Source organism: Micromonospora narathiwatensis (assembly GCF_900089605.1).
Classification (GTDB): domain Bacteria; phylum Actinomycetota; class Actinomycetes; order Mycobacteriales; family Micromonosporaceae; genus Micromonospora; species Micromonospora narathiwatensis.
In genome coordinates this window covers 6,412,683-6,438,589 of the sequence record NZ_LT594324.1, presented here as the reverse complement: position 1 = coordinate 6,438,589, position 25,907 = coordinate 6,412,683, and the positions used below count along the sequence as shown (strand labels likewise).

Sequence of the window (25,907 nt, the reverse complement as noted above, 5' to 3'; positions counted from 1 at the left end):
GCTCGTGGTGCCGTTGGTGCTGGCGGCCCTTCATCGTCCGAGTGCGTCTTGCAGGGGAGACGACTCACGCAAGGCTGAAGGCGGGTAGCAGACCAGCTGACTTCAGCCGACCGTAAGCCAGCCGGATGTGCGCAGCTGTGAAGAGGCGGGCCTTGCGGCCACTCCAGTTACGGACCCGCTCGGTCAACTCGTCGAGATCGCTGGTCGCTGGATGTGACCCGGCCGCGTAATGCACGGTGGCCAGCAGCTCAAGGCTGTAGGGCGCTTCGAAACCGTCGATCAGATGGGCCAGCCGATCCAGCGCGTCGCAGGATGCCGAGCCCTGAGTTCCGAACCATGCCGCGACGGCCTCGACCGTGCCGTCAGTCAGCCGGATCGGTTGAAGCTCCTCGACCCGTGCCGACCGGTCACCGAAGCCCGTCAGGTAGTGCCCTTCCAGCCGGTCGAGAACGTGGTTGAGGTTCTCGGCGTACGGGCCATATCGGCCTCGGCCGAACTGAAGGCGTAGTGGCTGGCCCAACACCTGGAGGAAGTAGGCGATCTTCTGGATCTCCAGAAGGGTGATCCCGTCGCGCGGTTCGAGTGCTCGTGCCCGTTGCAGATAGCGGTCGATCGCCCGCAGCAGGGTCGCCCGCCCCGGGGTCAGTTGGGGCTTCTCAGTGGCCACCGGCATGTCGGCGGGGTCCGGCGCTCCCTCGGGCGGGAACAGCAGCACTCGAACGTGGGGGATCTCGGCGAACGCGCGCTCGATAACGGGTCGGACATCGTCCCAGATGAGTCCACCGTTGCCGCAGCCCAAAGCTGGTACAGCCAGCGACGTGATCTGCCGCTCGCGTACCACACGGACGAGATCAGCAAGGCCGTCCTGAATGTCGGGCAACTTCGAGTTCGCCCGCCAGTGACCCTTGGTGGGAAAGTTGATCACATATCTACGCGGGCCTAGGCGTGCCGAGTCGAAAACGAACATCCGGCCCAGCTTGACCTCGTCGGCAGCGCAGGCAGCCCGGTAGGCCGCGTAGTTGGCCGGGTAGGCGCGCTTGAACTGAAGAGCGATCCCCTTGCCCATCACTCCGACGGTGTTAACTGTGTTGACCAACGCGTCCGCGTCAGCGGTCAACAGGTTGCCGTGACTGATGATGATCATCTGCGCACCTCCCTCCGCATGTACCCGTAGTACCAGTCCGGTCTGACAGCAACGTACGGCTCGATCATGCCAGCGTCGCGGAAGACCTGCCTCACCTGTTCCTGCCGTTCCGCCGTCCGTACGGCGTAACCGGCCAGCAGGTCGAGAGGAAACTCACGATGCACCAGGAACTCGGCTGCACGGCGGCGCATTCGGTCCATGTCCTCGGGGATGTTCTTCCAGACTTCCGCCTGCAGCAGAGGCCAATCGACGAGAGTCGCCAGCTCGTCGAACTCGATCGAGAAGGTGGTCAGCCCGACGGCGCAGTTTCCGTCGCTTGCCACCCAGCTCAGCCCAGCTGCGTGCACCTGCTCGACCGAGCTCACGAGGTAGACGAGCGGATCGTCCCCGCCGAGGTAGCACCCAGGCTTCCCGTCCCGATGGTCACAGGCAATCCGGTACATCATTGGTGAGCGTGGGGCGAAGTAGAACGGCACATAGTCGGCGACGAAGCCGCCCGGAGGGCACGGCACGGGCCGTTCCCGTCGGCGTGCCTTGATTTCCACGGCACCCACGTTCGTTGCCAACTGCGGACCCACGCTGCTGTCCGAGAACAACCTGCCGGCCTTGAGGATGGCCGACAGGTTGTCGATGTGGGTGAAGTGCATGATCAAGGTCGGCTGCGGTTGCCTGATCATGTCCGCCACGGATCAGTCCAGCTCGTTCGGGTCGATCCGGGCTTTCACCTCCGCGTGCTCGGCGAGCAAGTAGAGCAGGTTGGAGCCGTCGATCAACTCCAGCGGCTTGCCGGATGCGAACTCGTACGACGCCGCGCCGTAGCCACTCGTGGTCACCAGGATGCCCTTGGACGCACCTTCGTTCTGAACCGTGCCATAGAGGTCTCGCACGGAGGAGACGTCGACCGTGTTGCGGTAACGCTTGGCCTGGATGACAACTTTGCCACCGAAAATCGGTCGGGGGTCGAAGGCGACGCAGTCCACTCCGCCATCGCGCGACGGGCGGGTCTGTTTTGTGTCTAGTCCCATTTTGGCGAAGAGGTTCTGGATCAGACTCTCGAACTCCGTTGGGGTGAGCTTGAGCAGGTTCGGTCGCTGGTCGAGGTCGGCGAGCACATCGACCTCGTCAACGAACCGCTTGTCGACCATGTCGAATTCCAACACGGGGCGGACCGGTGCGAGCTCGGCTGGCCGCTTCGATACCGACGCATTGAGGTGCTGCAGGCATGCGCTGGGGTCGACCATGCGAAGGTTGAGTTCGCCGAATACCTCGCGGGTCGTTCGAAGCGTCACCAGGCACGGCTGAACGGCGGCTCCGGTGCGTGGATCGGTGGTGTCGACGATGCCGTTGAAGATGATCGTGTCCACGAGCGTGGCGCGGTCGGACTCAAAGAGCTCATGCACGGTCCGCAAGGTCAGCTGAGCGACCAGATTCGTGTATCGATCCTTGATCTCCTTCGCCGGCCGAGCCGTCGAGGTGATCTCATCGCGGGTTTTGACGTAGCGATGTTCTCGGACCGCGGGGACAGCGTCCAACGTCGGCAAGCGATACTCGACGACCAACTGTCGGGATTCCGGGACGTACGCCAGCCGGTACTGCTGGGGAAAGTCGTCAGGGTAGACCGAGTTACCGAGCACCATACTGAAGTATTCGACGACAGCTGCCGGATCGCCGGCGGCGAACGCCGTAGCAAATCGTTCGATCTCGGCGTTGTGCGCAGCGATCTCCGCGTCAACCTTGGCGCAGTGAGTCTGATAGCTCTGGTGCGCGACGGCAAGTCGTCGCTGACGGTCGGCCTCAGTGGCCCGGTGCTGCGCCTGAGACTGCGCGAACGCATGCTGGGCTGCGGCAATCTGCTGTTGGTGCTTGGCTTGTCCCCCGAACATCTTTGCCAGGCCGGTTGGAGCAGGCGGCTCGAAGCGGCGCCAATCTGGAGGGGCCAGCGGTGCGCCCAGCGCTCCAGGGTTGAAAGGTGGGTGGGTAACCGACTTCTTCAGCCGATGGAAGTCGATGTGGTCGTCAACGTCGAGCGTCGCAACAAGCAGGTTCTCCAACTCCTCAAGGCGGACTTGGAGATCAGAGTTCGCAGCCGCCACTTCGGCACCGCGCGCCTCGGCATAGAGCCGCTTGCGCTCCCGCTCATCCGCCGCCTGAGCACGTTGCGCTGCCTTCATAGCTCGCTCCGCCTCACGGCGCAGTTGCTGCTGGTGCCGGTATGTCGCAGCCTGCGCCTGCCGCTGGGTGCGTAACTGGCGTGCATGCGCCCGCTGCATCTCTTTGAGGATTCCCACGTTTGTCCTAAGAGGTGAATGGGGCAAAGCCGAAACCCTAGCGAGCAATCCAGGCGGGCGGCATCCGCTCACCCCCAGGCAGGCGCGCCTTTCATGGAGAAAGCCCGCTTATGTGCAGCAATTGATGCCCACCGGTGTCAGATGCCGGACAGGACTGTTCCTCGCATCCAGCGCGCCAGACTGCCGTCGTTTCTCTGTACACGGGTAGCCGCCACCTGCTGTAGCCCTTTGAGACGGGCGGCAAAATCATTCGATGGGCTGATCTCAGGTGCCGGGAGGGCGGATCGGCACCCGCCAGCCCCCGTACTGAGGCGGGGGCGGGTGCGGGGCGCGGCGCGCCTTCCGTACCAGCGCCCACAGCCACAGGAGCCCGATGATCGCCACGATCGCGAGCCCGATCCACTGCAGCGCGGTGAACAGCGCCACCTGGCCGCTGGTGGGCCGCACGAGCCTGCCGTTGGACACCTCTGCGCCGGTGAACAGCAGGGTCAGGAGCAGCGCGATCACCCGCGAGCCGTCCCAGAACGCGTGCAGCAGGGAGACGCCGAGGTAGGCGAGGATCAGCCGCCCGGTGATCACGAAGTGCTCCCGGGTGCTGGACGAGAAGAGCACCCCGCCGAGGATCGCCGTCCACAGGCCGTGCCCGAACGGGGAGATCACGCTGCGCAGCAGCTCGGTCTGCACGAGTTGGGTCACCGACAGCCCATGGGCGGTGAACAGCGCGGTGAAGGCGTAGCCGGCGGTTTCGAGGGCCGCGAAGCCGAACCCGACCGACGCGCCGAGGATGATCCCGTCGCGTACCGCCTTGTGGTGCAGGTGCCGGGTCAGGAACGCCAGCACCCCCAGCTTCACGGCCTCCTCGATGAGTCCGACGCCGAAGAACAGCCACCACGACGGGCGCAGCAGGTAGGACTCGAGCAGCGAGGAGGCCAGCACGCCGAGCACGCCGCCGGCCAGGAACGTGCTCAGGATCAGGCCCGGGGTGAGCTCACCGGTCTCTCGGCGTTGGAAGGCCCAGACCACGAACGTCACGGGCACCAGGAAGCTGCCCAGCAGCACCAGGGTCGGCACGAGGACGGGGTTGCCGGTCGCGAAGACGACCACCACGGTGGCCAGCCACAACACCAGGCCCACCCAGAAGATCCGCAGCCACGGCCGCCGGACCGTCGTCGGCACAGGCGGTTGGGGGTACGACTGTGCCACCGCCGCCTCCTCGGAACTCGTCCGTGTCCGCGCCGAGCGTAAGGGCGTGCAGTGGGCGGAGGAGGAGCGTTGCGCAGGCGTACCTCATTCGGGGCCGCCTGGTCGCGGGCCGCGCGTCTCCCGAGGGGCCGGTGGCGATTGGTGCCGCCGGGTCCCGCGAACCGGCGGCCAACGGGCGCGAAGCTTCATAGCCTGGCAGGTGGGAGCAGGTCGGGAAGCTGTCGGGAGGCATCGTGGCCAACGCGATCAGGGACGCTCTCGAAGGCGTCAACGAGGTCGAGATCACCGTTACCGGGCGCAAGAGCGGGCGGCAGATCTCGCACCCGGTGTGGTTCGTGCGGGAGGAGGACAGCGTGTTCCTGGTCCCGGTGACCGGGTCGAACAGCGACTGGTACAAGAACGTACGGCAGACGCCGATGATCCAGGTGGCCGCGAACGGTACGGCGTTGAGTTCGAGCGCCACCGCGATCACCGACTCGGATCGGGTCCGGCACATCGTGCAGTTGTTCCGCGACAAGTACGGCGCGAACAAGGTGGAGGCGTACTACCCGAAGCGTGACGTCGCCGTCCAGGTGCCGCTCGGGTGACTCGGGTTGGGTGGGCCCGGCGGTGTCGCCGGGCCCACCCAGCGGCGCTCACTCGTTGCGGGCCGTCTCCGGGCCGGTGATCCGGCGCAGCAGCGGCAGCGTCAGGGCGACGATGCCCAGCGACACGGCCAGCCCGCCGCCGGCCATGAGATAGAACGACGAGCCCGGTGCCAGCAGCGTGTAGCCCAGCTGCGACCGCAGGAACAGGTACGCGGCCAGGAAACCCATCCCGATCGCCACCACGGCGACGAGCAGCAGCGGCACGACGGTCTCCAGCGCGACCACCCGGCGCAGCGTACGCAGCTGCATCCCGGTCAGGCGCAGCATGCTGAACGGCCGTTTCCGGTCGCTGAGCCCGCCGGCCACGCTGACAGCCAGGCTGCAGCCGGCGATCGGCAGGCTGGCCAGCATGATCACGTTGGCCAGCTGCTGGAACTGGTTCATCTGCCGCCTGCTGTTCGACTCCCACTCGCCGACGCTCGCCGGGGAGCGTCCCTGCGGGAACGCGTTGATCAGCATGGTCCGGGCCTGCTCGAACGCGGAGCGGCTGGTCGTGTTGACGACCACCGACCGGATCGGCTGCCGGTCGACCTCCGCGGGGGCGATGTCGGCGGCGGTCCAGACGTAGGCGTTATTGGTCAGGTCGAATGCGCGCATGCCGATGAGGTCGTCGGGCACGGCCGCGACCTGTGCGCCGCCGGGGCAGGTGCCGAACACGGCCAGGCGGTCCAGCTCGGCGCACGTGACGACGCCTGGCCACCACTGGTCGTAGGAGGCGGGATGGGAATCCGTCGACTTGGTCATCGTCTGGACCGGTGGGTGATCGACAGGATTGGTGTGGACCAGGGTCACGCTGCGTACCCCGGGGATCGTGCTGAGCCCGGCCGGGATCTGGTCCGCGGTCGGCGCGGGGCCCTCTTCGGGCCTGAACATCTTCGCCAGTGAGGTCGCGGCCACCGAGTCGGTGCGCGGTGCGCCACGGTTGGCGACGAACGTGGTGATCGTACCGGTGGCCACACTGGTCACGAACAGCGCCACGATCAGCCCGCTGACCGACCGGAAGCCGGCCTGCGGGTTGTCCGCGAGGCGTCGCCCGGCGATGAGCGTGGCGGGTCGGCTGGCCCGCCCGGCCAGCACCCGGGCACCGATCATGGTCAGCCAGGGCCCGGCCACGACGAGCCCGATCATGATCAGCACGAACCCGGAGAGGTACGCGGTGATCTGGCCGTTGGTCGTCGCCGGTCGCCGGCCGATGAAGTACGTCATCTCGGCGAGCCCGGCGACCAGCGGGATCAGCCGCCAGGCGCGTGGCGGTTTCGGGGTGACCCGTCGGCTCACGCCCAACGGCGAGATCTGCACCCGGCGCAGCGCGAGCCAGGAGGCAACGACGGCACCGAGCGGTACGCCGAGCGCGACCGCCAGGACGTTGACGATCGTGAGCGACAGGTCGCCGGGGAAGAACGGTTCGCCGGTGAACGGGATGATGGCCAGTCCCGGCCGGGCGGCGAAGAACAGGCCGAACCCGACGGCGGTGCCCACCGAGGCGGCGAGGGTCGACTCGACGGCCGAGATGAGGGAGATCTGCCGCGGGGTGGCGCCGACCAGCCGCATCGCGGCGAAGCGCTGCTCCCGACGGGTGGCGGCCAACCGGGTCGCGGTGCCGATGAAGATGAGCACCGGGAAGAGCAGCGCGGCGGCGACGACGGAGAGCACGAGCGTCATGCCGGCCTGGTTGATCCCGATGGGGCAGCCACTGCTGCAGTGGCTCGGCGGGAGGGCCATGATCTGGGGGACCTTCCGGGCCCCGAGCGGCTCCAGCTCTGCCGGGGTGCGGCCGACGACGATCAGCAGCGATTCGGGCGAGGGCAGCGCCGCCGGGCCGATCGTGCCGATCTCGTGGCCGGGGAAGCGGTCGCCGAGTTCCGCGGCCGGGGTGGCCCGCAGCAGCTCGCCGAGGGCGGGCGAGACGTAGTACTCGCCCGGCCCGGGCAGGTGCGCGATGCCCGGCGGTACGGGCGCGTCCGGGCCCGTAACCGCGACGTCCAGCCGGCCGATGGACCGACCGTGGTAGTAGTCCTCCCGCAGCAGCCACCACAGCTGGCTGGCCGACGCTTCGGGGGAGGTCGCCGGGGCGGTGGCGGTGTTGAGCCAGCCGTACCGCTGGTTCTGCGCGCCGACCGCGTTCATGCCGGCGAGCGTGGTCAGGAGCATGCCGACGCCGAGCGCCACCGCGGCGGCGATGATGACCAGCCGGGTGGCGGCCTCCCGCCCACCGGCCAGGGACAGCCGCAGACCGAACCGGATCATGAGAGCACCAGCGCGTTCACCTTGCCGTCGCGCACGATGACCTGCCGGTCGGCGTACGCGGCGACGCGGGCCTCGTGGGTGACCAGCACGACGGTGGTGCCCTCCTCACGGGCCGAGGCGACCAGCAGGTCCATGACCTGCTCGCCGGTGAGCGAGTCCAGCGCCCCGGTCGGCTCGTCGGCGAACAGCGCCCCGGGCCGGGCGACCAGGCCGCGGGCCAGCGCGACCCGTTGCGCCTGACCGCCGGAGAGCTCGCCGGAGCGGCGGCGTTCCAGCCCGGCCAGGCCGAGCCGCTCGAACCAGGGCCGCGCCTGCTTCAGCGCGGCGGCGCGCTTGACACCGCCGAGCAGCAGCGGCAGCGCGACGTTCTCCTCCGCCGTCAACTCCGGCACGAGCTGCCCGAACTGGAACACGAACCCGAACTGGTCGCGGCGCAGCATGCTGCGCTCGTGCTCGCCCAGCGTGTCGATCCGGCGGCCATCAAAGTGGATCTCTCCTGCGTCGGGGACCAGGATCCCGGCCAGGCAGTGCAGCAGAGTCGACTTCCCGGAGCCGCTCGGGCCCATGATAGCGACGATCTCGCCCGGGGCCACCGAGACGCTGGCCCCTCGCAGCGCCTGCGTCTCGCCGAAGGACAGCACGACGTCGCGCGCCTCGATCGCCTTCACTTGCGTACCACCTTCCGAAGGGAGTCCAGCCGGGCGATCGTGGTGTCGATCCAGCGCAGGTCGGCGTCGAGGTGGAACAGGCCGTGGTCGGCCAGCATGGTGTCGACCAGGTCGCCGCCGCGCCGCAGGTCGGTGAGCTCCTTCATCCGCAGCAGGTGGGTGGCGCGCTGCATGTCGAGGTATTCCTCGGCGGGGCGGTCGAGCATGAGCGCCAGCACGACCTTGGTGAACAGCACGCTCTGCAGGTTGGGCTCGGCGTCGACCGGCTCGGTCAGCCACGACTCGAACTCGGTCGCGCCCCGGTCGGTGATGACGTAGCGCTTGCGTTCGGGGCCGACGCCCGGCTCGACCTCGCCGACCACGATCTTCCCGTCGCGGGTGAGCCGGCCGAGGGTCGCGTAGACCTGGCCGAACGGCAGCGGCTTGCCCCGGCTGAAGAAGGAGTCGTAGTCGCGCTTGAGGTCGTAGCCGTGGCTGGGCTCGCGTTCGAGCAGGCCGAGCAGGGTCATGGGAACGCTCATGCCCGACAACATACCCCGAGCGTATACCTCGCGTATATATCCCCGGGGTATATCGACACGGCTTGATCGGGCAGGAGCTGACGGCGGGGCGGTACGGTACGACACGAATCTCGACCGGGCCGGCAGCAGGCGTCGCGCCGCAGTGCCTGTTGTGCTTGTTCTTTGGCAGGTCGCGGCGCATGACCGCGCCGCGGAAAGAAGCAGGAGGGATGGTGCGGTGCCGACCAACCGGCTGGAGGCGTTCAGTGACGGCGTCCTCGCCATCATCATCACGATCATGGTGCTGGAGCTCAAGGTCCCGGAAGGCCACGACTTCACCGACCTCGTGCACACCACCGGCGTCGGGCTCCTGACCTATCTGCTCACCTTCGTCTATGTCGGCATCTACTGGAACAACCACCACCACATGTTCCACCTGGTACGGCAGGTCAGCGGCGGCGTGCTGTGGGCGAACCTGGGACTGCTGTTCTGCCTGTCGCTGTTCCCGTTGACCACAGCCTGGATCGACGACTCACGGTTCGAACCGACCCCGGTCGTCATCTACGGACTGAACCTGCTCAGCGCGGCCATCGCGTATTTCGTGCTCCAGACGGTGATCATCCGGCAGCAGGGGCCGGCGTCGGTACTGAGACGGGCCGTCGGCGCCGACATCAAGGGCAAGGTCTCCCCCGTGCTCTACATCGCGGGGATCCTCAGCGCCATGCTGATCGACCGGAGCGGCCGTGTCGGAGTCGGGCTCGCCCTGGCGTGTTTCGTCGCCGTGGCGATCATGTGGGTCGTACCCGACCGCCGCATCGACCGGGTGGTCCAGGAGCGCGAGTCCCACGACTAGGGCCTGACCGCGATCAACTCGAAATGGACGGTACGGCCGGTCCTGCGACGCCCGAGCCGGTGCGTCAACGGCACCAGCACCCCGTGCAGCATCGGGTGCTTGCGGGCCAACGCGCGGCTGGCCGCCCGATACTCCGCCCCACTCAACCGCCGGGCGACCGCCTCCACCGCCACCCCGGTCGGCTTCCCGAGTGTTGTCGACGGCGCCAGGGTCACCCGCGGGTTGTTGCGGATCCGCCTGGTCTTCCACGCCTTGTCGAAGCTGCGCACGTACGCCCGCTCCCCTGCCACCGCGACGCTCACCGCCGTCGGCACGGCCGTCCCGTCCCGCTTGAAGGTCGTCAGCACGACCGTCTTCTGCCGTACCAGCGGCGCCCACACGGTGGCCGGGGCGGGATCGACGTACCCGACCACCCAGCTCAGCTCCCGCAGCCGGGCGACGAGCGCGGCCAGGGCCAGGCCCGCCGACAGCCCGACCGCCCAGGTCTGCGCCGTACTGCCGCCGGCGTGCGCGTCTAGGACGTGCGACACCGTGTGTGCCGCCGCGCCGACGACGTACCCGGCCAGGGCGACGGCCAGCGCGTCCGACCAGACCAATGCCAGCAGAACGGTCGCCCCGATGCCGAGTTGGAATGCCCCGACGTCGTGCACGAAATGCTCGTGTGGCGGGAAACCCACGGCAGAGCTGAACGAGGCTGGGCGGGCCAACGCCCACACCCCGACCACCGCCGACGCCGCGCCGAGCAGCGCGGCCACCCCACGTACCAGTGCTCTCATGCTGGCGGGACGGGCCGACGGCCGCCGATGTGACTTGCCAGGGTCCGTTCGGCCGACCGCCGCCGCCCGGTCGACAGCGGCGGCGACAAACGATCCCCCGGACGGTTTCAGGGAGCGACGGCGTACTCGGTGAACCGGCCGCAGGAGTGGAACCCAAGCCTGCGGTAGACGGGTTCGCCCGCAGAAGATGCCTGCAGGACCAGAGTGCGATAGCCCGCGCCGTACGCGGTGCGCAAGGTCGCCAGGGTCATGGCGCTGCCGTAACCGCGCCGGCGGTCGGTCGCCAGGGTGGCGATGTTGTAGATCCCGGCGACTCCCGAGTGGAAGAAGACCTCGGCCGAGCTGACGGGGCGGCCGTCGACGTAGCCGACCAGGTAGCGAGCGGGGCAGTCGGGGGCGAGAGCCCAGTCGGCGGCATCAGCGAAGAAGCGGCGTACGGTGGCGGCCGGTGGGTTCCAGTTCGCCGCCAGGACGGTCGAGTAGTCGGCGAGCTGTTCGGGGCTCCTCACCTGGCGGATGTCCAGATCCCCAGCGGGTTGCCGGGGTGGGGCCGCAGGTAGGTCCTGCCACATGCCGGTCTCGGTCTCGGATGCCTGCAGACCGGCGATTTGCAGCAGTGAGGCGAGATCCGTCGGCGTGGAGGCCGGGCCCACCCACCAGGAGAAGGGGCGTCCAGTGGTGGCCAGGGTCTGAAGGGTCTGCGTGATCCGGGCCGGGGCGGTGTCCGGCGTGAGACGCGCCGCCGCGACGATGTTGAAGGTGTCGTCGTCCAGGCCGCTGTCGGCGATCAGCAGGTCGCTGGTCTCGATGACGGTCGAGCCCGTCATGTGCCGGTGCAGGTGACAGGCATGTTCGGCGAGGTTCTGCTCCATCGCGGTCATCAGGTCCGAGCGACCCCCGAGGGGCTGTTTCCCTTGGTTCACAGCGGCTCATCACATCATGTCTGTTCGCCGTTCGCGCACGAGTTTCGTCCCGCAGCGGCGGGGCGGGGAGACCAAAGACGGGTGGTGCCGGCGGAAACCGGCACCACCCGTGACGTCCGCTACGGGACGGGTCCAGTCGACGGACTGCTCAGGCGCCGGGGCCCTCGTTGACCCGGCGGACGTCGACCTCGACGTCAACCCCGCTGTCGGTGAAGACCTGCGCGAAGCGCTTGCCCCACTCCACCGCCTCCTCCTTCGACCGCACCTCCATCAGCGCGAACCCGGCGATGAGTTCCTTGGTCTCGGTGAACGGCCCGTCGATGATGGTGGTCTTGGCCTTCGTGGCGGTGATCCGCGCCGCGTCCTCCTTGCTGCTCTTGTGCAGCCCCTCGGCGGCGAGCAGCGACCCGGACTTGGCCACCTCCTCGATGAAGGCGCCCATCCGCTGCATGAACTCGGGGCTCGGGTCGAAGGTGCCGGGAACGCTCTCGTCCAGCTTGTGCATCAGCATGTAGCGCATTGATCAAAATCCTTTCAGGAAAGGTTGCCGCGGATCCGGACGGACACCGCGGAGAGCCAGCCGAAGATGGAGACCGAGCTGAGGACCAGCCGGATGCTCATGCTGCCCTCGTCGGGCCAGGCCATGACGACGACGGTCGCCAGGGCGCACAGCACAGAGAACAGCGCCCAGCCCCGCTCGCCGAGCCGCTGGAAGCGGCGGGCGAACACCAGGCAGGCGACGGTGAGCGACCCGAACGCCAGCATCGCCCCGACCCCGTGGCCGACGGAGTGCCAGCTCATCGTCTCGGGGCTGCCCTCGGGGGCGCCCGCCGGCCAGCCCATGCTCGGGTCGGCCCGCAGCGCCCCGGCCACGATGAAGCCGACACCGGAGACCGCCACCAGCGCCGGACCCCACGTGCCGGCCGGCCCGCCGCGCAGCGCGCGCCGCAGCCCGGCGGCACCGGCCAGGGCCAGCAGCCCGGAGAGGACGAAGTTGGCGATCTGGATCCAGCCGTGGTCGCCGAGGGAGAGCAGGCTCAGTGGTTGCCGGCTCAGGTCGAAGCCGTCGCGGGTGAGCACCTGCGCGAGGGACACCGCGAGGAACAGCGGTCCCGAGGCGGCCCCCGCGGCGAGCAGGCCGGCGGTCGGAACATGCCGGGTCGCACCGGCCTGCGTCAGCGTGACACTCGTCATCTCGATCTCCTTGTCGTCGGTTCTCACTGACGCGTCGATCGGGGCGACCGGGATCCGACATCCCGTTTCAAGATTTTTTACGGGCGGCAGGCGGCGGCCCGGTCGAGCAGCAGCGCCCGCTCGCGGGCGTTGCCGGTGAGCGCCGCCGCCCGCTCGAACTCGGCCCGGGCCTCGTCGTGCCGGCCGAGCTTGGCGAGCAGGTCACCGAGCACGCTGGGCAGCAGGTGATAGGTGGCCAGCGCCGGGTCGTCCGCCAGCGCGCGGGCCAGTTCCAGGCCGGCGGCGGGCCCGTCGGCCTGCGCGACGGCGACGGCCCGGTTCAGCTCCACCACGGGCGAGGGCACCAGCCGGGCCAGCTCCGCGTACAGGGTGGCGATCCGCGCCCAGTCGGTCTCCCCCGGGGTACGCGCCCGCGCGTGGCAGGCCGCGATCTCGGCCTGGAGCACGTACGGGCCGGGCTGGCCGGTGTGGGCCTTGTCGAGGGCGGCGAGGCCCCGGCGGATGAGCAGTTGATCCCAGCGGCTGCGGTCCTGGTCGTTGAGCAGGATGGGTGTGCCGTCGGGTGCCGTGCGTGCGTGGGTACGCGATGCCTGGATCTCCAGCAGCGCGGCCAGCCCGTGCACCTCGGGTTCGTCGGGCATCAGCCCTTGCAGCAGGCGGGCCAGCCGCAGCGCCTCCTGGCTGAGGGCGGGGCGCATCCAGTCGTCGCCGGCGGTGGCCGCGTACCCCTCGTTGAAGATCAGGTAGACGACCTCCAGCACCGAGTCGAGCCGTTCCGTGCGCTCGGCCCGGCCGGGCACCTCGAACGGGACGCGGGCGTCGGCGAGGGTCTGCTTGGCGCGGGTGATCCGCTGCCCGACCGTGGACTCGGAAGTGAGGAAGGCGCGGGCGATCTCGCCGGTGGTCAGGCCACCGAGCAGCCGCAGGGTGAGCGCCGCCCGGGCGATCGGCGACAGCAGCGGATGGCAGGCCACGAAGATCAGCCGCAGCAGATCGTCCTCGATCGGCTCGTCGAGACGGGCGTCGAAGTCGGGGCTGACCTGCTCGTCGAGGTCCCGGCCGAGTTCGGCGAGCGTACGCTGCTGGGTCTGCTGGCGGCGCACGGTGTCGACGGCCCGGCGCTTGCCGACGGTCATCAGCCACGCGCCGGGTTTGGCCGGTACGCCGTCGCGCGGCCACTGTTCGAGGGCGGCGACCAGGGCGTCCTGGGCCAGTTCCTCGGCCTGGCCGACGTCACGGACGATCGCGGCGATCCCGGCGACGACCCGGCCGGCCTCCATCCGCCACACCGCCTCGACGGTGCGCCGCACCTCCGACTCCCCCATGGGTCCCATGACACCAGCCCGGTCCGACACCGCGGTAACCGGGTGTCGTCAACCGCTCGCCGGCCGGGGGTGGCGGCGGTTCCGTGCCGCCGCCACCCCCGACCAGCGAAGATCGCCCGTTCTGTCGCCTACGCGCAGGCGACGGAGAGGTCGATCGCGTTCTCGGCGCCAGCCTCCAGCGGTACGACCTGGGCGACGCGTCCGGTCAGGTCGACGACCCGCACCGCCGACCCCTTGACATCGTCACCCCAGTAGCGAAAGACGAGATGCTCGTCGTCAGCCCAGGCGAGGACCTGGTTGTTGCCGCGCAGCGCGATGGTCTGCTGGACGGCGCCGGTCGCCGCCGCCACGATCCTGACCGGGGCGTCGGACAGCATGTCGTGCAGGGCGATCCGGGTCCCGTCAGGGGAGAACGCCTGCGCCGAGTGAAGAGCGGCGGTCGCCGGGATGGCGCGCACCAACTGCCCCGAGCGGTTGTAGAAGCGGATCCCGGTCACCTGGTCGCTCTGGCTCTCGTCGCCAGCGTTCCGCGACACCGACAGCGCGACCTCCCGGCCGCCGGGTGCCCAGACGAAGTCCTGCCCACCGGTGTTGCCGGCGTAGAAGTCAACCTTCACGAAGGTGTCCTTCAGGGTCGCCGCGTCGACGATCGCGAAGCCCTTCTCGCTCAGACGCTCGCGTACGGTGAACAGAATTTCCTTGCCGTCGGGCGACCAGCTGCCCTCCCCGGTGTAGCTGTCGATCCACCGCACCACGGACGGGTTGGCCGGATCGAGGATCCCGCTGCGCCGCGGGCTGGTCGGGGTGTCTTCGCCCGTGCGCACCAGCGCCCGGGATCCGTCCGGAGACGGAACCGCGCTGTGGTACCGCAGGTCTTGGTACCGGCCGGCATCGTCGCGCAGCAGCGATCTCGGCTCATCCTGCTGGCCGACTCCGCTGTAGGCGGTCACGACCGGCGAACAACTCGGTTCGCCGGCGCCGAACTGTGCGTTCTGCCCACCCGCCGCCCGGATCCCCAAGGGCGCCGCGACGGCGACGAGCGCCACGAGAGCGCCGGTGGTCAGGGCTATGCGCACTCGACGCTGACGACGCACCTTGCGTACGACGGCGGGTGCGACACCGACCGGCGCTGGTGCGTCGCCGATTCGCTCCAACGCGTCGCGCAGTGCTCGGTCCAGGTCGGTGGTCATCTGTGAGCCTCCTTCACGGCAAGGCTGTCGAGGTCTGGGCAGAGGGTGCGTAGCCGGCTGAGGGCCCGCGCGATCTGGCTGCGGACCGTCGCCGGTTTGCAGCCGAGCAGTTGAGCGATCTCGTTGTCGGGAATGTCCTCGAGGTAGCGCAGCACGAGCACCGCACGGTGCTTCGGCGCGAGCCGGCGCAGCGCGTCCTGGAGGGCCAGGTGCAGATCGAGCTGAGCGGTGGCGTCCGGCACCGCCCGGCTGTCCGGGACCCGATCCGTGCTCAGTTCACGGCCGTGCCCCGGCCGCCGCCACCAGCTCACCTGCTGGCGGTACATCGCGCGGCGCAGGTACGCCTCCGGCGACCCATGGATGTGCTTCCAGCGCCGAAGGGCCTTCGCCAGGACCGTCTGGAGCAGGTCTTCCGCCTGGTGCCGATCCCCGGTCAGGGTCAGTGCTGTGCGGAACAGCACGTGCGACCGCGCCTCGACGAAAGAAACGAAGTCACGCTCGGTCTCAGCGTCCACCTGACCTCCGCGCGTGCGGAATCGTGACAGGTCCCGGTAGGCGCGACCGGGCCACCAGGTGCGGGACACCGCGCATCCCGCCGCGCCGACCGGGCCTGCCCGCCGGATCGCGCCCGTGCTCGCGTTGCTCACTCATGCCCATACAGACGCCGGCCCCGCCGCCGCTGCTGCTGCTCGGCGACCAGAATTCTGGCGCGGCTGCGGCCGGCACCGGTCGCGCCCCGCCGGGGTCGTCCCCATCCGCCTGGCTGCCGGCATCGGGTATGCCTGGCCATACCCGCGTTACGCCTACCAACGCCAGTGACCACCACGCGAGCCACATGATCTCCTGTTTTCCGCGTTCAACGGACCGGAGAAGGGCGGGTTCTGTGACGACGAGAATGAAGGGCGTACTGGCATTTCTCGCCATTACGTTCGGCACGTCCTGGGCGTGGCTGCTCGCCGCGCGGCTGGGCCTGGGCCTCTCACTGGTGAACCCGCTCGTCCAGCTTCCCTTCGGGTTCGCCCCGGCTGTCGCCGCCATCGTCGTACGCCGTTGGGTGACCAGGGAAGGGTTCCACGACGCGGGGCTTGCGCTCCGCTTTCGAAGCGAATGGCCTTCCTACCTCATCGCGTGGCTCGGCCCACTGACGCTGGTCGTCGCCGCCGTCGGGTTGGCGGCGGTGCTGGGATCATGGAGTCCAGAACTGACCAGCCTGGACGACGCTGTTCCCGGGCTTCCGGGATGGGCGTTCGTTGCCCTGCTGATGACCGTCGTTCCGCTGCTCACGCCCCTGTACTGGGGTGAGGAGTTCGGCTGGACCAGCTACCTGCGGCTTCGCCTCTTCGTGGACAACCCGCTTCTGTCGGTCATCGCGACCGGGCTCATCTGGGCGATCTGGCATTATCCACTCGCCTTCTTCGGCTACATCGAATTCACCAACGTCCTCCTTGGCCTGCTGGTCTGGACAGTCAGCTTCCTGTTGCAGGAAATCATCCTTGCCTGGCTCAGGTCCCGCAGCGACAGCATCTGGCCGTCGAGCCTGGCTCACGCGGGAAACAACATGGTTCTCTCGCTACTCGCCGGCCTGCTGCTCACGGGGAATGGGAGACTCGACGAAATCGCCGTGATGCTGCTGGTGGCAGCGCCAATGGCGGCCGGGTGCGCCTGGATCCTTGCCAGCCGGCGACTCACCACCCCACGGGCCGTCGGCGGCCTGCCGCCCCGGGCGGAGAGCGGAGCACAGCCGGAACTCGCCAGCCGATAGCGAAAAGGTGTCGTAGCCCGCGCCTAACCTGACCCGGTCACGACCAACCGCAGGGAGGACACCGTGCTCGACCACTTCTCCGTCCAGGTGCGCGACCTGCCGGCCAGCGCCGCCTTCTACGACAAGGTCCTCGCCCCGCTGGGCGGCCGCCGGATCATGGAACCCGGCCCGATCGGCTACGGCGTCGACAGTCCCGACTTCTGGCTGGTGCCCGCATCCGCCGGCACCGAGCCACTGGAAGCGCACATCGCCTTCACCGCCCCGGACCGGGCCGCGGTGCAGGCGTTCCACGACGCCGCGGTCGCGGCCGGCGCGGAGGTGCTGCACGCGCCCCGCGTCTGGCCGGAATACCACCCGACCTACTTCGGCGCGTTCGTCCGGGACCCGGACGGCAACAACGTCGAGGCCGTCTGCCACCGCCCCGGGTAGTCGACAGGCGGGCGGTCACCGTAGCGGGTCGTGGTTGCCGCGCGGCACGTGCGGCTTGCAGCGGCGTACCCGGTCGGCGGCCATCCGCCCGCCCACCGCGAGTCCGTATTTCTCCACCGCCGCCAGCCCGTACGCGCTGCAGGTGGGCGAGTAGCGGCACCGGCCGGGCCAGCGGTGCGACAGCCAGCGGCGATAGCCGAGGATGGCGGCCCGGCCGGCGCGGTCCACGACGGGCGTACGAGCAGTGGTGGCGGCGACCGAGCCGAGGGTCAGCAGGAACGAGAACAGGCCGAAGTCGCAACAGTCCGGACCGTCACAGTCACAGACGTCGCAGCCGCCGCGGCCCGAGTCGCGCTTCTTCTTGCGGTGCCGCTTGCGCCTGAGGTTGAACACGAAGCCATGGTGCGATACCCACGCCACCGTCCCGTGCCGGAGGTGACCCGGCCACCTGGCCTCCCGATGACCAAGGCCACTCGGTTTTCGCCCCCGCTCCGGCGGCCGATGCAGGATGATGATCACTTGTGTCAGCCGGTGCGTTCCTGACTGACCGTCGACTTCGTCGCCCCCGAGGAGAATGATGTCCGCGTCACTCACGCGTGTGCGCCTCGGCGCTGTCGCCCTCGCCGTCGCCGGCGTGCTGTTCGTCCTCTACCCCGCCGTACGCCCCTGGGAGGACGAGTCCACCACCGCCGGCGCGACGGCCGCGCTGGGTTCCGGAGCGTGGGTCGCCTCGCACCTCTTCGCCATGATCGGCTTCATCCTCGTACCGCTGGGTCTGCTCGCGCTGCACCGCGTACTGAGCAGGACCGGGGTGGAGCGCAGGGCCCTCACCGCGCTCGTCGTCACCTGGATCGGCGCGGGCCTGGTCCTGCCCTACTACGGTGCCGAGGACTTCGCCCTCAACGCCATCGCCAGCAAGGCCGCCGCCGGCCAGCCCCTTGACCTGCTCGACCTGGTCGAGTCGATCCGCTTCAGCCCGGCCGCTGCCACGATGTTCGGAGTCGGCCTGGTGGCGCTCGGCGTCGGGCCGGTGCTGGCCGCCCTCGCGGTCTGGCGTTCGCGGGTGCTGCCGCGCTACAGCGGCATCCCGTTCGGCGTCGGCTTCGCGCTCTTCCTCCCGCAGTTCTTCCTGCCCCCGGCGGGCCGGATCGGACACGGCGTGCTCGTGGCGATCGGTTCGCTCTGGCTGGCGTGGGAGTTGTGGCGGGTGGAGGCACCCCGGGCCCGGTGATAGAGCGCGTGATCGCCGCAGACGACCACGACCTATTCGCGCCGGGCGACCACGCGATTCACCAGCGCCTGCACTTGTCGGCCAGGTATCCGCAGTCAATCCCGACGCGCGAGCGGCATGGAGGAGGCGCCAGAGATCGACCGCGTCCTTTGCGGCAAAACGGCCCCGGTACGCCAGCGCCTTCAAGCAGAGCGCGGAGGTCACGTCGGGCAAGTCGACCCGAACGCAAGCGATCCAGCGTTCGTCAGACGAACCTCCAGATGGAGCACCACAGGCGGGCGGTAGAGCGCGAGGATGAGTCCGGGTACCTCGTCCACGGTCAGATCACCGTGGCGTTGGTTCGGCACTAACCTGCTCTCAAAGGACGGGGCAAGGATGTCGACGACCAGGTTCAGCGGGCCGCGGTTGTCTTGGTGGCTGCGGACGAAACGGTTTGCCGCATCCCCGCGTTGGTAGCCGCGTTCGGCCAAGGCTCGAGGGAGCCGCGGATCGGCGATGACAGCAGGCAGCGCGGCGAAGTCGGTGTCAAGGGTTTCCCGCATCGACCTGCCTGGCGACACCATGTGCGGCGATGAGCAGAGTGACCATTTGTCCGCCGACGATCCGGTGATCCAGCTCAAGTGCGGTCGCGATCGACGACAGGTCGGCGAGCGTCAGGAAACCTGCGTCGGTGGCGCGGCTTGTGGAGGTCAAACTCAGGAAGCCGGAGGGAGTCGCACCAGGTAATACCGGCCCGGTCACCGCAGGGAGCACGTGCGGTACCTGTGGCGGGACGTGTCCACCCAGTGGTTCCCGTCGAACCCGTACGAGGGTCGCCCCGGTCCGGAGATGTCGAAGGTGCGGGTGTCGACGGACGGCACGCGGGCCGACGCGGAGTTGTGGATTCCGGTGCGACGGGCCTGATCGGTGTCACGCGTCGGCGGGCCAGGCACGGCGTACGGCGTCGAGGGCGGCCTCCCGGTCGGCGCCGAGCAGCCGCGCTTGCCGCAGGTAGGCGACCGCGTACCGGTCGAGCGCTTGGCGGCGTTCTTCGGCGGCTGGCGCGGGTGCCTGCTCCGCGACGCGGGTGCCGCCGCCGCGTCGGGACCGGACCAGCCCGGCGGTCTCCAGTTCGCGGTAGGCGCGGGCCACGGTGCCGACGGCCAAGCCGAGGTCGCCGGCGAGTTGCCGCAGCGGTGGCAGCCGGTCGCCGGGCTGGAGCGCTCCGGTGTGGATCAGGTCGATCAGTTGCCGGCGCAACTGCTCGTACGGGGGTGTGGGGTCCTGCGTGTCGACCCGCAGGGTCGGGGCGCTCACGCCGTCACCGGGGCGGGCCGGTCAGCGCGCTGGCCGGGGCGAAGGACGGCGACGGCGCTCCAGGCCAGCAGGACGGTCCAGGCCGGGAGCAACAGGAGCAGCCCCCAGGCGGCGGCCGTCCACCACGCCGGCCGGCACGGGTTGGACAGCAGCCCGGTCGCGGTGAACAGGGAGACCCCGATCAGTGGGATGGTGATCAGCACGCCGCAGGCGCCGGTGACGGCGGTGGCGGAGCGGCGCCGCTCGGCGTCGTCGTGCACCAGGGCGCCGGCGGGGGCCTGCGGGCGGGGACGCCCGACGAGCCGGCGCAGGGCCAGCGTGGCTATCAGCACGCCGAGGCCGACCAGCAGGGCGAGCGGGAGGCTGTAGAAGGAGCCGGCCCACGGGCCGTGGGCCGCGGTGAACTCGCCGCAGGCGTAGGCCAGGGAACGGCCGGCGCGGCCGAGGTCGTCGGCGGAGCCGGCGGCGGTGGTCGCGGCCAGCAGGACGGCCAGCGCGGCGCCGGCGGCGGCCACGGCCCGGAACGGTCGGCGTGGCAGGTAGTGCCGGACCTGCCGGGTTTCCAGGGCCGCCTGGCGGGTGGTGCCGGCGGGGCGCGCGACGACGCGGCCTTCTCCCGCCACCACCCCGGCCAGCACGCAGAGCCCGAACAGAGGGGCGGCCAGCAGGACTCCGCGTCCCAGCGGGTCGGCGCGGGCCGCGACGGCGGCGGCCACCGCCCCGAAGGCCACGCCTGCCCACCGCCAGCGCCAGGTGGTACGCCGGATGTGTTCGGTTGCGGGCTCGCCCGCCGCGGAGGGGCCGGCCAGCGCGACGCCGAGCAGCGGTACCAGCAGGAGCCCCACGATCCATGTGCCAACCACGGCGACGCCCTCCTTGTATCAAGCGTTTGACACAAGCGAGCATGACCGCAACGCCATGATTGTGTCAAGGAGTTGATACAAGTGGGGTCAGCCCGGCAGGATCATCCGCTCCGCTTCGGCGGCGGCCCGGCCGAGGCAGGCGGGCACGTCGTTCGCGTGGTACGGGTGTTCGCTTGGTTCGATGTTGGCGAGGAACATCGCGTACACGGCGGCCAGCCGCAGCGGCGCGACCGGGCGGAGCAGGTCGACGGCACGTTCCGGGTCGCTGCCGGGCACGTCGGCCCGCCACCGGGCGGCCCACGCGTCGAGCAGCGGCGCGGCAGCGGCCGGATCGAGGGTCTCGGTGAGCCGCAGGATGTCGAAGGCGGGGTGCCCGACGAACGCGTCACCCCAGTCGATGACCACCCGCCGCCGGCCGTCGCCGCGCACGTTGCCGGGGTGCAGGTCACCGTGGACGAGGGTGTCGGGCAGACCGCAGTCGCGTACCCGGTCGAGCCGGTCGTCGAGGCCGGCGAGCAGATCGGCGACGGCGGACCGGTCGTGCGGGGCTAGCCGGTCGCGGACCCACCCGGCGAGGGCCGGCCCGCGCAGGTCGGGTACGCCGGCCGTGACCAGCCGCTCGGCGTGGTCGGCGGCGCACAGTTGCAGGGTGTGGTGGTCGGCGGCGATGGCGGCGCGTTCGGTGTGGTCGGCGGCGTAGCGGTCCTCGCCGGGGATGTGGTCGAGCAGGATCCGGCCGGTGTCGTCGGCGGCGAGCAGGGCCGGCCCGGTGCCGGGCGCGGCGGAGGCGAGCCAGCGCAGCACGGCGGACTCGTGCCGGAAGAACGCGGGTACCTGTTTGAGCCAGGCGCCGCCGTGCGGGCCGTCGAGCCGCCAGATCGCCGACAGGTTCCAGGTGCGCTGCTGGGCGACGCCGGCCACCGGCCGGCCGAGGCGGTGCAGCTCGCCGGCGGCCCAGGCGAGGCTGCGGGCCGGTCCGCCGGGCTGCGCCCAGGGGGCACGCAACGGGTGCGGCGACAGGTCCACCGACACCGGTTCCAGGGGTACGGCCGGGGGCGTGGCGACCTGCCCGAGGTAGGTGAGGTGGCCGCCGGGCGGCTCCGGCCGGTCGGCGGTGAGCAGCCGCAGCACGGCCACCTCGACGCCATGACGGTGGCGGGCCTCGTCGACGATCGCGGCGACCTGCTGCCACCACGGCTCGGGCACCTCGTACGGGGGCAGGGCGCCGAGCGACACGCCGGCGTCGTCGACCAGGACGAGGGTCACGGTGCGGGACACGGCCGAGACGCTAACCGCGCCGCCGCCGTACGGCTAGCGGTTATCGACGGGGGTTGCCGGCCACGAACGGGATCGGGGCGAGCCGCGCGTGACCGGCGGTCCCCGAGCCGGCTCAGGCGCACGCCTCCGGGGCCGCTACGGGTTCGTCCCCGATGTTCCGGCCTCGCCCCACTGGCAGGCTGAGGCAATGACGACTACCGATTCCCGGGTGACCGCGTCCCCGTACGCCTGGTTGCGGCCGGTGGCCGTGACGGCGGCGCTGCTGCTGCTCGGCTACGGCGTGCTGCGCCTGATCGGCGGCCTGGACGGGCCCCGCGACAGGTCGGCGTGGCCCTGGATGGTCGGACACACCCTGTTCCTGTTCGGCATCGTCGCGTTCGGGGCGGTGATCGTGGGCCTGCACAGCCTGCTGCGTGCCACCTCGCCCCGGCTGGGGGTGCTCGACGACGTGGCGGCGGTGGCCGGCCTGGTCGGCGCGACCGCCTTCGTGTGGGTGATCCTCGGCGACCTGTTCCCGCGCTTCGCCGACGCGGTGGCCACGCCGGACCTGGTGCTGCTGGGCGGGCCGGCGCTGTTCGAGCTGGGCGTGCTCACGCTGCTGGTCCGCACGGCCGTCGCGCGGCTGTTGCCGGCGTGGGCGCCAATTCTGGTGCTGGTCGGCTTCGGGTCGATCGCGGTGAATCTGGACCTGCTGCCCATCGGCGCCGCCCTGGTCCTCGCCGGCCTCGTCCCCCTCGGCCGGCACTGACCGGGGTACGGTCCGACCATGGAGCAGCGCGTCAGCCTGATCACTCTCGGCGTGGCGGACCTGGCCCGGGCCCGCACCTTCTACGAGCGCCTGGGCTGGCGCGGCCAGGAGGTCGAGGAAACCGTCTTCTTCCAGGCCGGGGGCCTGGCCGTGGTGCTGTGGGGGCGGGACAAGCTCGCCGACGACGCCGGCCTGACCGACCGGGGTACGGACGGCTTCGGCGGGCTCAGCCTGGCGCAGAACGTGCGGACCCGCGAGGAGGTCGACGAGTTGCTGCGGGTGGCGGCCGAGGCCGGCGCGGCGATCACCCGCCCGGCCCGGGAGACCTTCTACGGCGGGTACGCGGGCTACTTCACCGACCCGGACGGTCACCTGTGGGAGATCGCCTGGAACCCGGGCTTCCCGCTCGGCCCGGACGGCTCGCTGACCCTGCCCGACCTCGGCTGACCCGTCAGGTCCAGACCGTACGGCGGAAGCCCTGGTGGTCGGTGCACGCGTCGCGCTGCCCGCCGGTGAGGCTGACCGTCCCGTCCCGGCACTGCACCAGCCAGCCCTTACCGGACCAGAACCCGTTGACGCAGTCGAACCAGTCGCAGACTGCCCGGGCCGGCCGGTGGATCCGCTGGCCGCCGCAGAAGTCGTACCCGAAGGGGTTGACCGGGGCACCGCAGCGCCGCTCGGCGACCGGCGGCACCCGCGCCGGCCCGGTCGTGGGGGTGGCGCGGGTGCGGCGGGGTTTCGGCGGCGGGGTCGCGGCGGCCCGCACCACGGGGGCCAGCGGCGGGGGCTGGGGCGTGGCGGTGGCCGCCGGGGTGGCGGCGGAGGCCCGCTCGGTGCCGGGCCGCACCGGCGGTTCGGATTCGAGGAGGATCGCCGGCACGATCAGCGCGAGGGCCGCGGCGACCGCGACGGTACGCCGGCCACCCGGGACCCGCGCGGAGATCCGGGCCTGGGCCGGGGTGTGGATGGCCGGCCGGACCGGCCGGGCGGCGGCGTGTTCCTCGATCAGCTCGTCGAGCTGAGCGACGACCGCCGCCCGCTGTTCGATCGCGTCGGCGAAGGCCAGGGTCAGCTTGAATCGGAAGTCGGCCGCCGCGCCGGTCGGCAGCAGCAGCCCGGAGGTACGCCGCCGGTCGAGGACCTGGACCAGTGTCACCGGCGCCGCCGGGTCGTGGGACAGTCCGGTCATCCTCCCGTACGCCCAGTCGCGCCGGCCCCGCCCGCCGAGCAGCACCAGCCGCCGGTTGGTGAGCACGGCCAGCCCGGCGTCGACGGCCCGGACCCCCTCGGGGCGGCGCGGGCGCAGCACCGGCGGGTCGACCTCGACGGCCAGCTCGGGGGCCGGCAGTACGGCGGTGTGTCGTACCTCGACCAGTTGCGCGGCCGGCAACGTCCAGAAGACCACTTCCCCGGGGCCGAGTTCCATCGGCAGGCCCGCGCCGGCCTCGGCCGAGCCGTGGAAGGACACGGCGAGGGTACGCAGCCGGCGCAGCTCGTCGTCGCGGCGATGCCACGCCTCGTCGGCCGTACGGAAGGCCCGCTGCCGCCGGTCGTTCTGCCGGTGAGCCCACAGGTACCGCCAGGTGGAACCCGTCGAATCAGTCATCGCCATGCCGACTCCTCTGCCTCGCAGAGCCCACTGGGTGTCATTGGTGTCAACTGCCGGAGAGGGCCGGCAAGACACGCGAAAGCAGCCAATCTGACCGATCGGGTGATTGACCAACGCGTTAGGTCGAACCACCCGGCGTCGGTACCGCCGGGCACGTAGCGTGATCCGACGGCTCCGAGGAGGTGCACCGGTGGGCGGACCGGCCGTCGTGGTGGGCGTGGACATCGGCACCACCAGCACCAAAGCCGTCGCGTTCGACACCGGCGGACGGCAGCTCGCCACCCACTCGATCAGTTACCCCCTCGACGAACCGCACCCCGGATACGCCGAACAGAACCCCCGACTGATCTTCGACGCGGTGGTGGCCTCGGTCCGCGCGGTGGTCGACGAACTGACCTGCCCGGTCGCCGGGCTGTCGTTCAGCAGCGCCCTGCACAGCCTCATCGGGCTCGACGCCGACGGCACCCCGCTCACCCCCTCGATCACCTGGGCCGACTCCCGAGCCAGCGCCCAGGCCGAACGGCTGCGCGCCCTACCGTCGGGGCTGGCCCTGCACCAGCGCACCGGCACCCCCCTGCACCCCATGGCGCCCCTGCCGAAACTCGTCTGGTTCGCCGAGCAGCAGCCGCGGCTGCACGAACGGGCCGCCCACTGGGTGGGCATCAAGGACTACGTGCTGCTGCGGCTCACCGGGGCCCTGGTCACCGACCACTCGCTCGCCTCCGCCACCGGCCTGCTGGACATCCACCGACTGGCCTGGGACGCCGAGGCCCTCAACATCGCCGGGATCACCGAGGAACACCTGCCCCGGCTCGTGCCCACCACCCACGTACTGCCCGGGCTGACCGCCGACGCGGCCCGGGCCACCGGCCTGCCCGCCAGCACCCCGATCGTGCTCGGCGCCGGCGACGGACCGCTGGCCAACCTCGGCCTCGGCGCGGTGCACCCCGGCGAGGTCGCCTGCTCCATCGGCACCAGCGGGGCGATGCGGGTGATGGTGGAAAGACCCGGCGTCGACCCGCTCGGCGGCGTCTTCTGCTACGCCCTCACCGAGCACCGCTGGGTCGTCGGCGGCGCGATCAACAACGGCGGCATCGTCCTGGAGTGGGCCGGCGAGGCGCTCGCCCCCGAACTCGGCGAGCACGCCGAGGAGCACCTGCTCGACCTCGCCGCCCGGGCGCCCGCCGGCTCCGCCGGACTGATCATGCTGCCGTACCTGCTCAGCGAACGGGCGCCGCACTGGAGCGCGGTGCCCCGCGGCGCGTACGTCGGGCTCAGCCACGGCCACCGGCGCGAACACCTGGTCCGGGCCGCGCTGGAGGGCGTCTGCCAGCAACTCGCCCTGGTCCTCGCCTCGGTACGGGCCACCGGCAACGAGGTACGCGAGGTCCGTGCCAGCGGCGGCTTCGCCCGCAGCCCGCTGTGGCGGCAGATCCTCGCCGACGTGCTCGGCATGCCGGTCCGGTTCCCCGCCGGCCACCAGGGATCCGGCTTCGGCGCCGCGCTGCTCGGCATGGAGGCCATCGGCCTGATCCCGTCGATCGAGGTCGCCGCCGACCTGGTCAGGATCGACGACACGGTACGCCCCGACCCCGCCTCCGCCGCCACGTACGCCGCCCTGCTGCCGCTCTTCGCCGAGCTGTACGACGCGCTCGTGCCGACGTACACGTCGCTGCGCCGGCTGACGCCGAGCCGGCCGCCGGAGCCCCCACCCACCGCCCCCGTCCCGTGAT

Annotated in this window: 30 protein-coding genes; 9 read left to right on the top strand and 21 right to left on the bottom strand. The window is 70.6% G+C overall.

Annotated features, from left to right (window positions below):
• Nucleotides 1-64: 64 nt before the first annotated feature.
• The 4 genes from darG to GA0070621_RS28530 all read right to left on the bottom strand — a co-directional run bounded on the left by darG (nt 65) and on the right by GA0070621_RS28530 (nt 4,635).
• Nucleotides 65-1,144: a type II toxin-antitoxin system antitoxin DNA ADP-ribosyl glycohydrolase DarG gene (gene darG / locus GA0070621_RS28545; protein ID WP_091201532.1), complete on the bottom strand. Its 1,080-nt coding sequence runs from the start codon at nt 1,142-1,144 to the stop codon at nt 65-67.
• Nucleotides 1,141-1,821, bottom strand: a complete 681-nt coding sequence (gene darT / locus GA0070621_RS28540; RefSeq protein WP_231921106.1) for a type II toxin-antitoxin system toxin DNA ADP-ribosyl transferase DarT — start codon at nt 1,819-1,821, stop codon at nt 1,141-1,143. Before darT ends, darG begins: the two co-directional genes overlap by 4 nt.
• Before the next feature lie 12 nt (nt 1,822-1,833).
• Nucleotides 1,834-3,432, bottom strand: coding sequence for a restriction endonuclease (locus tag GA0070621_RS28535; RefSeq protein ID WP_091201528.1), 1,599 nt, complete (start codon nt 3,430-3,432; stop codon nt 1,834-1,836).
• Between the two features lie 264 nt (nt 3,433-3,696).
• The gene (locus GA0070621_RS28530) at nt 3,697-4,635 is read right to left on the bottom strand and encodes a PrsW family intramembrane metalloprotease (protein WP_091201527.1); all 939 of its coding nucleotides are present in this window, start codon (nt 4,633-4,635) and stop codon (nt 3,697-3,699) included.
• A gap of 233 nt (nt 4,636-4,868) precedes the next feature.
• Between GA0070621_RS28530 and GA0070621_RS28525 the strand changes: the two genes are divergently transcribed.
• On the top strand, nt 4,869-5,222 hold the full coding sequence (locus tag GA0070621_RS28525; RefSeq protein WP_091201525.1) for a nitroreductase/quinone reductase family protein: 354 nt from the start codon (nt 4,869-4,871) through the stop codon (nt 5,220-5,222).
• 48 nt (nt 5,223-5,270) lie between these two features.
• On the opposite strand, the gene GA0070621_RS28520 is transcribed toward GA0070621_RS28525, so the two are convergent.
• The 3 genes from GA0070621_RS28520 to GA0070621_RS28510 are packed head-to-tail and all read right to left on the bottom strand — an operon-like array spanning nt 5,271 to nt 8,718.
• Complete coding sequence (locus GA0070621_RS28520) at nt 5,271-7,529, bottom strand: ABC transporter permease (protein ID WP_091201523.1); 2,259 nt, start codon at nt 7,527-7,529, stop codon at nt 5,271-5,273.
• A complete protein-coding gene (locus GA0070621_RS28515) occupies nt 7,526-8,197 on the bottom strand; it encodes an ABC transporter ATP-binding protein (RefSeq protein WP_091201519.1) in 672 nt (223 codons plus the stop codon). Before GA0070621_RS28515 ends, GA0070621_RS28520 begins: the two co-directional genes overlap by 4 nt.
• Nucleotides 8,194-8,718: a PadR family transcriptional regulator gene (locus GA0070621_RS28510; protein ID WP_091201517.1), complete on the bottom strand. Its 525-nt coding sequence runs from the start codon at nt 8,716-8,718 to the stop codon at nt 8,194-8,196. Before GA0070621_RS28510 ends, GA0070621_RS28515 begins: the two co-directional genes overlap by 4 nt.
• Before the next feature lie 217 nt (nt 8,719-8,935).
• Here GA0070621_RS28510 and GA0070621_RS28505 point away from each other — a divergent pair, with 217 nt between their 5' ends.
• The gene (locus GA0070621_RS28505; protein WP_091201515.1) at nt 8,936-9,550 is read left to right on the top strand and encodes a TMEM175 family protein; all 615 of its coding nucleotides are present in this window, start codon (nt 8,936-8,938) and stop codon (nt 9,548-9,550) included.
• On the opposite strand, the gene GA0070621_RS28500 is transcribed toward GA0070621_RS28505, so the two are convergent.
• The 7 genes from GA0070621_RS28500 to GA0070621_RS28470 all read right to left on the bottom strand — a co-directional run bounded on the left by GA0070621_RS28500 (nt 9,547) and on the right by GA0070621_RS28470 (nt 15,473).
• Entirely contained in the window at nt 9,547-10,326 is a 780-nt protein-coding gene (locus GA0070621_RS28500; protein ID WP_091201513.1) for a PPOX class F420-dependent oxidoreductase, read from the bottom strand. The two genes, GA0070621_RS28505 and GA0070621_RS28500, sit on opposite strands and share 4 nt — an antisense overlap.
• A 107-nt stretch (nt 10,327-10,433) precedes the next feature.
• Nucleotides 10,434-11,207, bottom strand: coding sequence for a GNAT family N-acetyltransferase (locus GA0070621_RS28495; protein WP_167667555.1), 774 nt, complete (start codon nt 11,205-11,207; stop codon nt 10,434-10,436).
• A gap of 190 nt (nt 11,208-11,397) precedes the next feature.
• Nucleotides 11,398-11,769, bottom strand: coding sequence for a YciI family protein (locus GA0070621_RS28490; protein WP_091201511.1), 372 nt, complete (start codon nt 11,767-11,769; stop codon nt 11,398-11,400).
• Nucleotides 11,770-11,783: 14 nt separating this feature from the next.
• Nucleotides 11,784-12,443 (bottom strand): DUF998 domain-containing protein, encoded by a 660-nt coding sequence (locus tag GA0070621_RS28485; protein WP_091202956.1) that lies wholly within the window; start codon nt 12,441-12,443, stop codon nt 11,784-11,786.
• Nucleotides 12,444-12,520: 77 nt separating this feature from the next.
• Nucleotides 12,521-13,768 carry an RNA polymerase sigma factor gene (locus GA0070621_RS28480; RefSeq protein ID WP_091201510.1) on the bottom strand — a complete coding sequence of 416 codons (1,248 nt, stop codon included), beginning with the start codon at nt 13,766-13,768 and terminating at the stop codon, nt 12,521-12,523.
• Nucleotides 13,769-13,896: 128 nt separating this feature from the next.
• Nucleotides 13,897-14,958 (bottom strand): TolB-like translocation protein, encoded by a 1,062-nt coding sequence (locus GA0070621_RS28475; protein ID WP_157740084.1) that lies wholly within the window; start codon nt 14,956-14,958, stop codon nt 13,897-13,899.
• On the bottom strand, nt 14,955-15,473 hold the full coding sequence (locus GA0070621_RS28470) for a SigE family RNA polymerase sigma factor (protein ID WP_091201506.1): 519 nt from the start codon (nt 15,471-15,473) through the stop codon (nt 14,955-14,957). The genes GA0070621_RS28475 and GA0070621_RS28470 overlap by 4 nt, the downstream gene beginning before the upstream one ends.
• Nucleotides 15,474-15,853: 380 nt before the next feature.
• Between GA0070621_RS28470 and GA0070621_RS28465 the strand changes: the two genes are divergently transcribed.
• Nucleotides 15,854-16,720, top strand: coding sequence for a CPBP family intramembrane glutamic endopeptidase (locus GA0070621_RS28465; RefSeq protein ID WP_167667554.1), 867 nt, complete (start codon nt 15,854-15,856; stop codon nt 16,718-16,720).
• Between the two features lie 63 nt (nt 16,721-16,783).
• Nucleotides 16,784-17,149, top strand: coding sequence for a VOC family protein (locus GA0070621_RS28460; protein WP_091201502.1), 366 nt, complete (start codon nt 16,784-16,786; stop codon nt 17,147-17,149).
• Between the two features lie 15 nt (nt 17,150-17,164).
• Here the strand turns inward: GA0070621_RS28460 and yidD are convergent, their stop codons facing one another.
• On the bottom strand, nt 17,165-17,542 hold the full coding sequence (gene yidD, locus GA0070621_RS28455) for a membrane protein insertion efficiency factor YidD (protein ID WP_167667553.1): 378 nt from the start codon (nt 17,540-17,542) through the stop codon (nt 17,165-17,167).
• A gap of 205 nt (nt 17,543-17,747) precedes the next feature.
• Between yidD and GA0070621_RS28450 the strand changes: the two genes are divergently transcribed.
• Nucleotides 17,748-18,380, top strand: a complete 633-nt coding sequence (locus tag GA0070621_RS28450) for a hypothetical protein (RefSeq protein ID WP_091201498.1) — start codon at nt 17,748-17,750, stop codon at nt 18,378-18,380.
• A gap of 200 nt (nt 18,381-18,580) precedes the next feature.
• On the opposite strand, the gene GA0070621_RS29695 is transcribed toward GA0070621_RS28450, so the two are convergent.
• A complete protein-coding gene (locus tag GA0070621_RS29695; RefSeq protein ID WP_157740083.1) occupies nt 18,581-18,922 on the bottom strand; it encodes a hypothetical protein in 342 nt (113 codons plus the stop codon).
• Nucleotides 18,906-19,133 (bottom strand): hypothetical protein, encoded by a 228-nt coding sequence (locus GA0070621_RS29690; protein WP_157740082.1) that lies wholly within the window; start codon nt 19,131-19,133, stop codon nt 18,906-18,908. The genes GA0070621_RS29695 and GA0070621_RS29690 overlap by 17 nt, the downstream gene beginning before the upstream one ends.
• On the opposite strand from GA0070621_RS29690, the gene GA0070621_RS29685 reads away from it, so the two are divergent.
• Nucleotides 19,134-19,283: a hypothetical protein gene (locus GA0070621_RS29685; protein WP_167667552.1), complete on the top strand. Its 150-nt coding sequence runs from the start codon at nt 19,134-19,136 to the stop codon at nt 19,281-19,283.
• A gap of 6 nt (nt 19,284-19,289) precedes the next feature.
• Here the strand turns inward: GA0070621_RS29685 and GA0070621_RS28445 are convergent, their stop codons facing one another.
• The 3 genes from GA0070621_RS28445 to GA0070621_RS28435 form a co-directional block, all read right to left on the bottom strand.
• Nucleotides 19,290-19,676: a GntR family transcriptional regulator gene (locus GA0070621_RS28445; RefSeq protein WP_091201496.1), complete on the bottom strand. Its 387-nt coding sequence runs from the start codon at nt 19,674-19,676 to the stop codon at nt 19,290-19,292.
• Entirely contained in the window at nt 19,673-20,539 is an 867-nt protein-coding gene (locus GA0070621_RS28440; RefSeq protein WP_167667551.1) for a hypothetical protein, read from the bottom strand. Before GA0070621_RS28440 ends, GA0070621_RS28445 begins: the two co-directional genes overlap by 4 nt.
• A gap of 87 nt (nt 20,540-20,626) precedes the next feature.
• The gene (locus GA0070621_RS28435; RefSeq protein ID WP_091201492.1) at nt 20,627-21,817 is read right to left on the bottom strand and encodes a phosphotransferase family protein; all 1,191 of its coding nucleotides are present in this window, start codon (nt 21,815-21,817) and stop codon (nt 20,627-20,629) included.
• A 187-nt stretch (nt 21,818-22,004) separates the two neighbouring features.
• On the opposite strand from GA0070621_RS28435, the gene GA0070621_RS28430 reads away from it, so the two are divergent.
• Both GA0070621_RS28430 and GA0070621_RS28425 read left to right on the top strand, forming a co-directional pair.
• Entirely contained in the window at nt 22,005-22,565 is a 561-nt protein-coding gene (locus GA0070621_RS28430; RefSeq protein WP_091201490.1) for a hypothetical protein, read from the top strand.
• Between the two features lie 18 nt (nt 22,566-22,583).
• Nucleotides 22,584-23,012: a VOC family protein gene (locus GA0070621_RS28425; protein WP_091201488.1), complete on the top strand. Its 429-nt coding sequence runs from the start codon at nt 22,584-22,586 to the stop codon at nt 23,010-23,012.
• Between the two features lie 4 nt (nt 23,013-23,016).
• Here the strand turns inward: GA0070621_RS28425 and GA0070621_RS28420 are convergent, their stop codons facing one another.
• Entirely contained in the window at nt 23,017-24,177 is a 1,161-nt protein-coding gene (locus GA0070621_RS28420) for a hypothetical protein (protein ID WP_091201484.1), read from the bottom strand.
• A 187-nt stretch (nt 24,178-24,364) separates the two neighbouring features.
• Between GA0070621_RS28420 and GA0070621_RS28415 the strand changes: the two genes are divergently transcribed.
• Nucleotides 24,365-25,906 (top strand): gluconokinase, encoded by a 1,542-nt coding sequence (locus GA0070621_RS28415; protein ID WP_091201483.1) that lies wholly within the window; start codon nt 24,365-24,367, stop codon nt 25,904-25,906.
• Nucleotide 25,907: the final 1 nt, after the last annotated feature.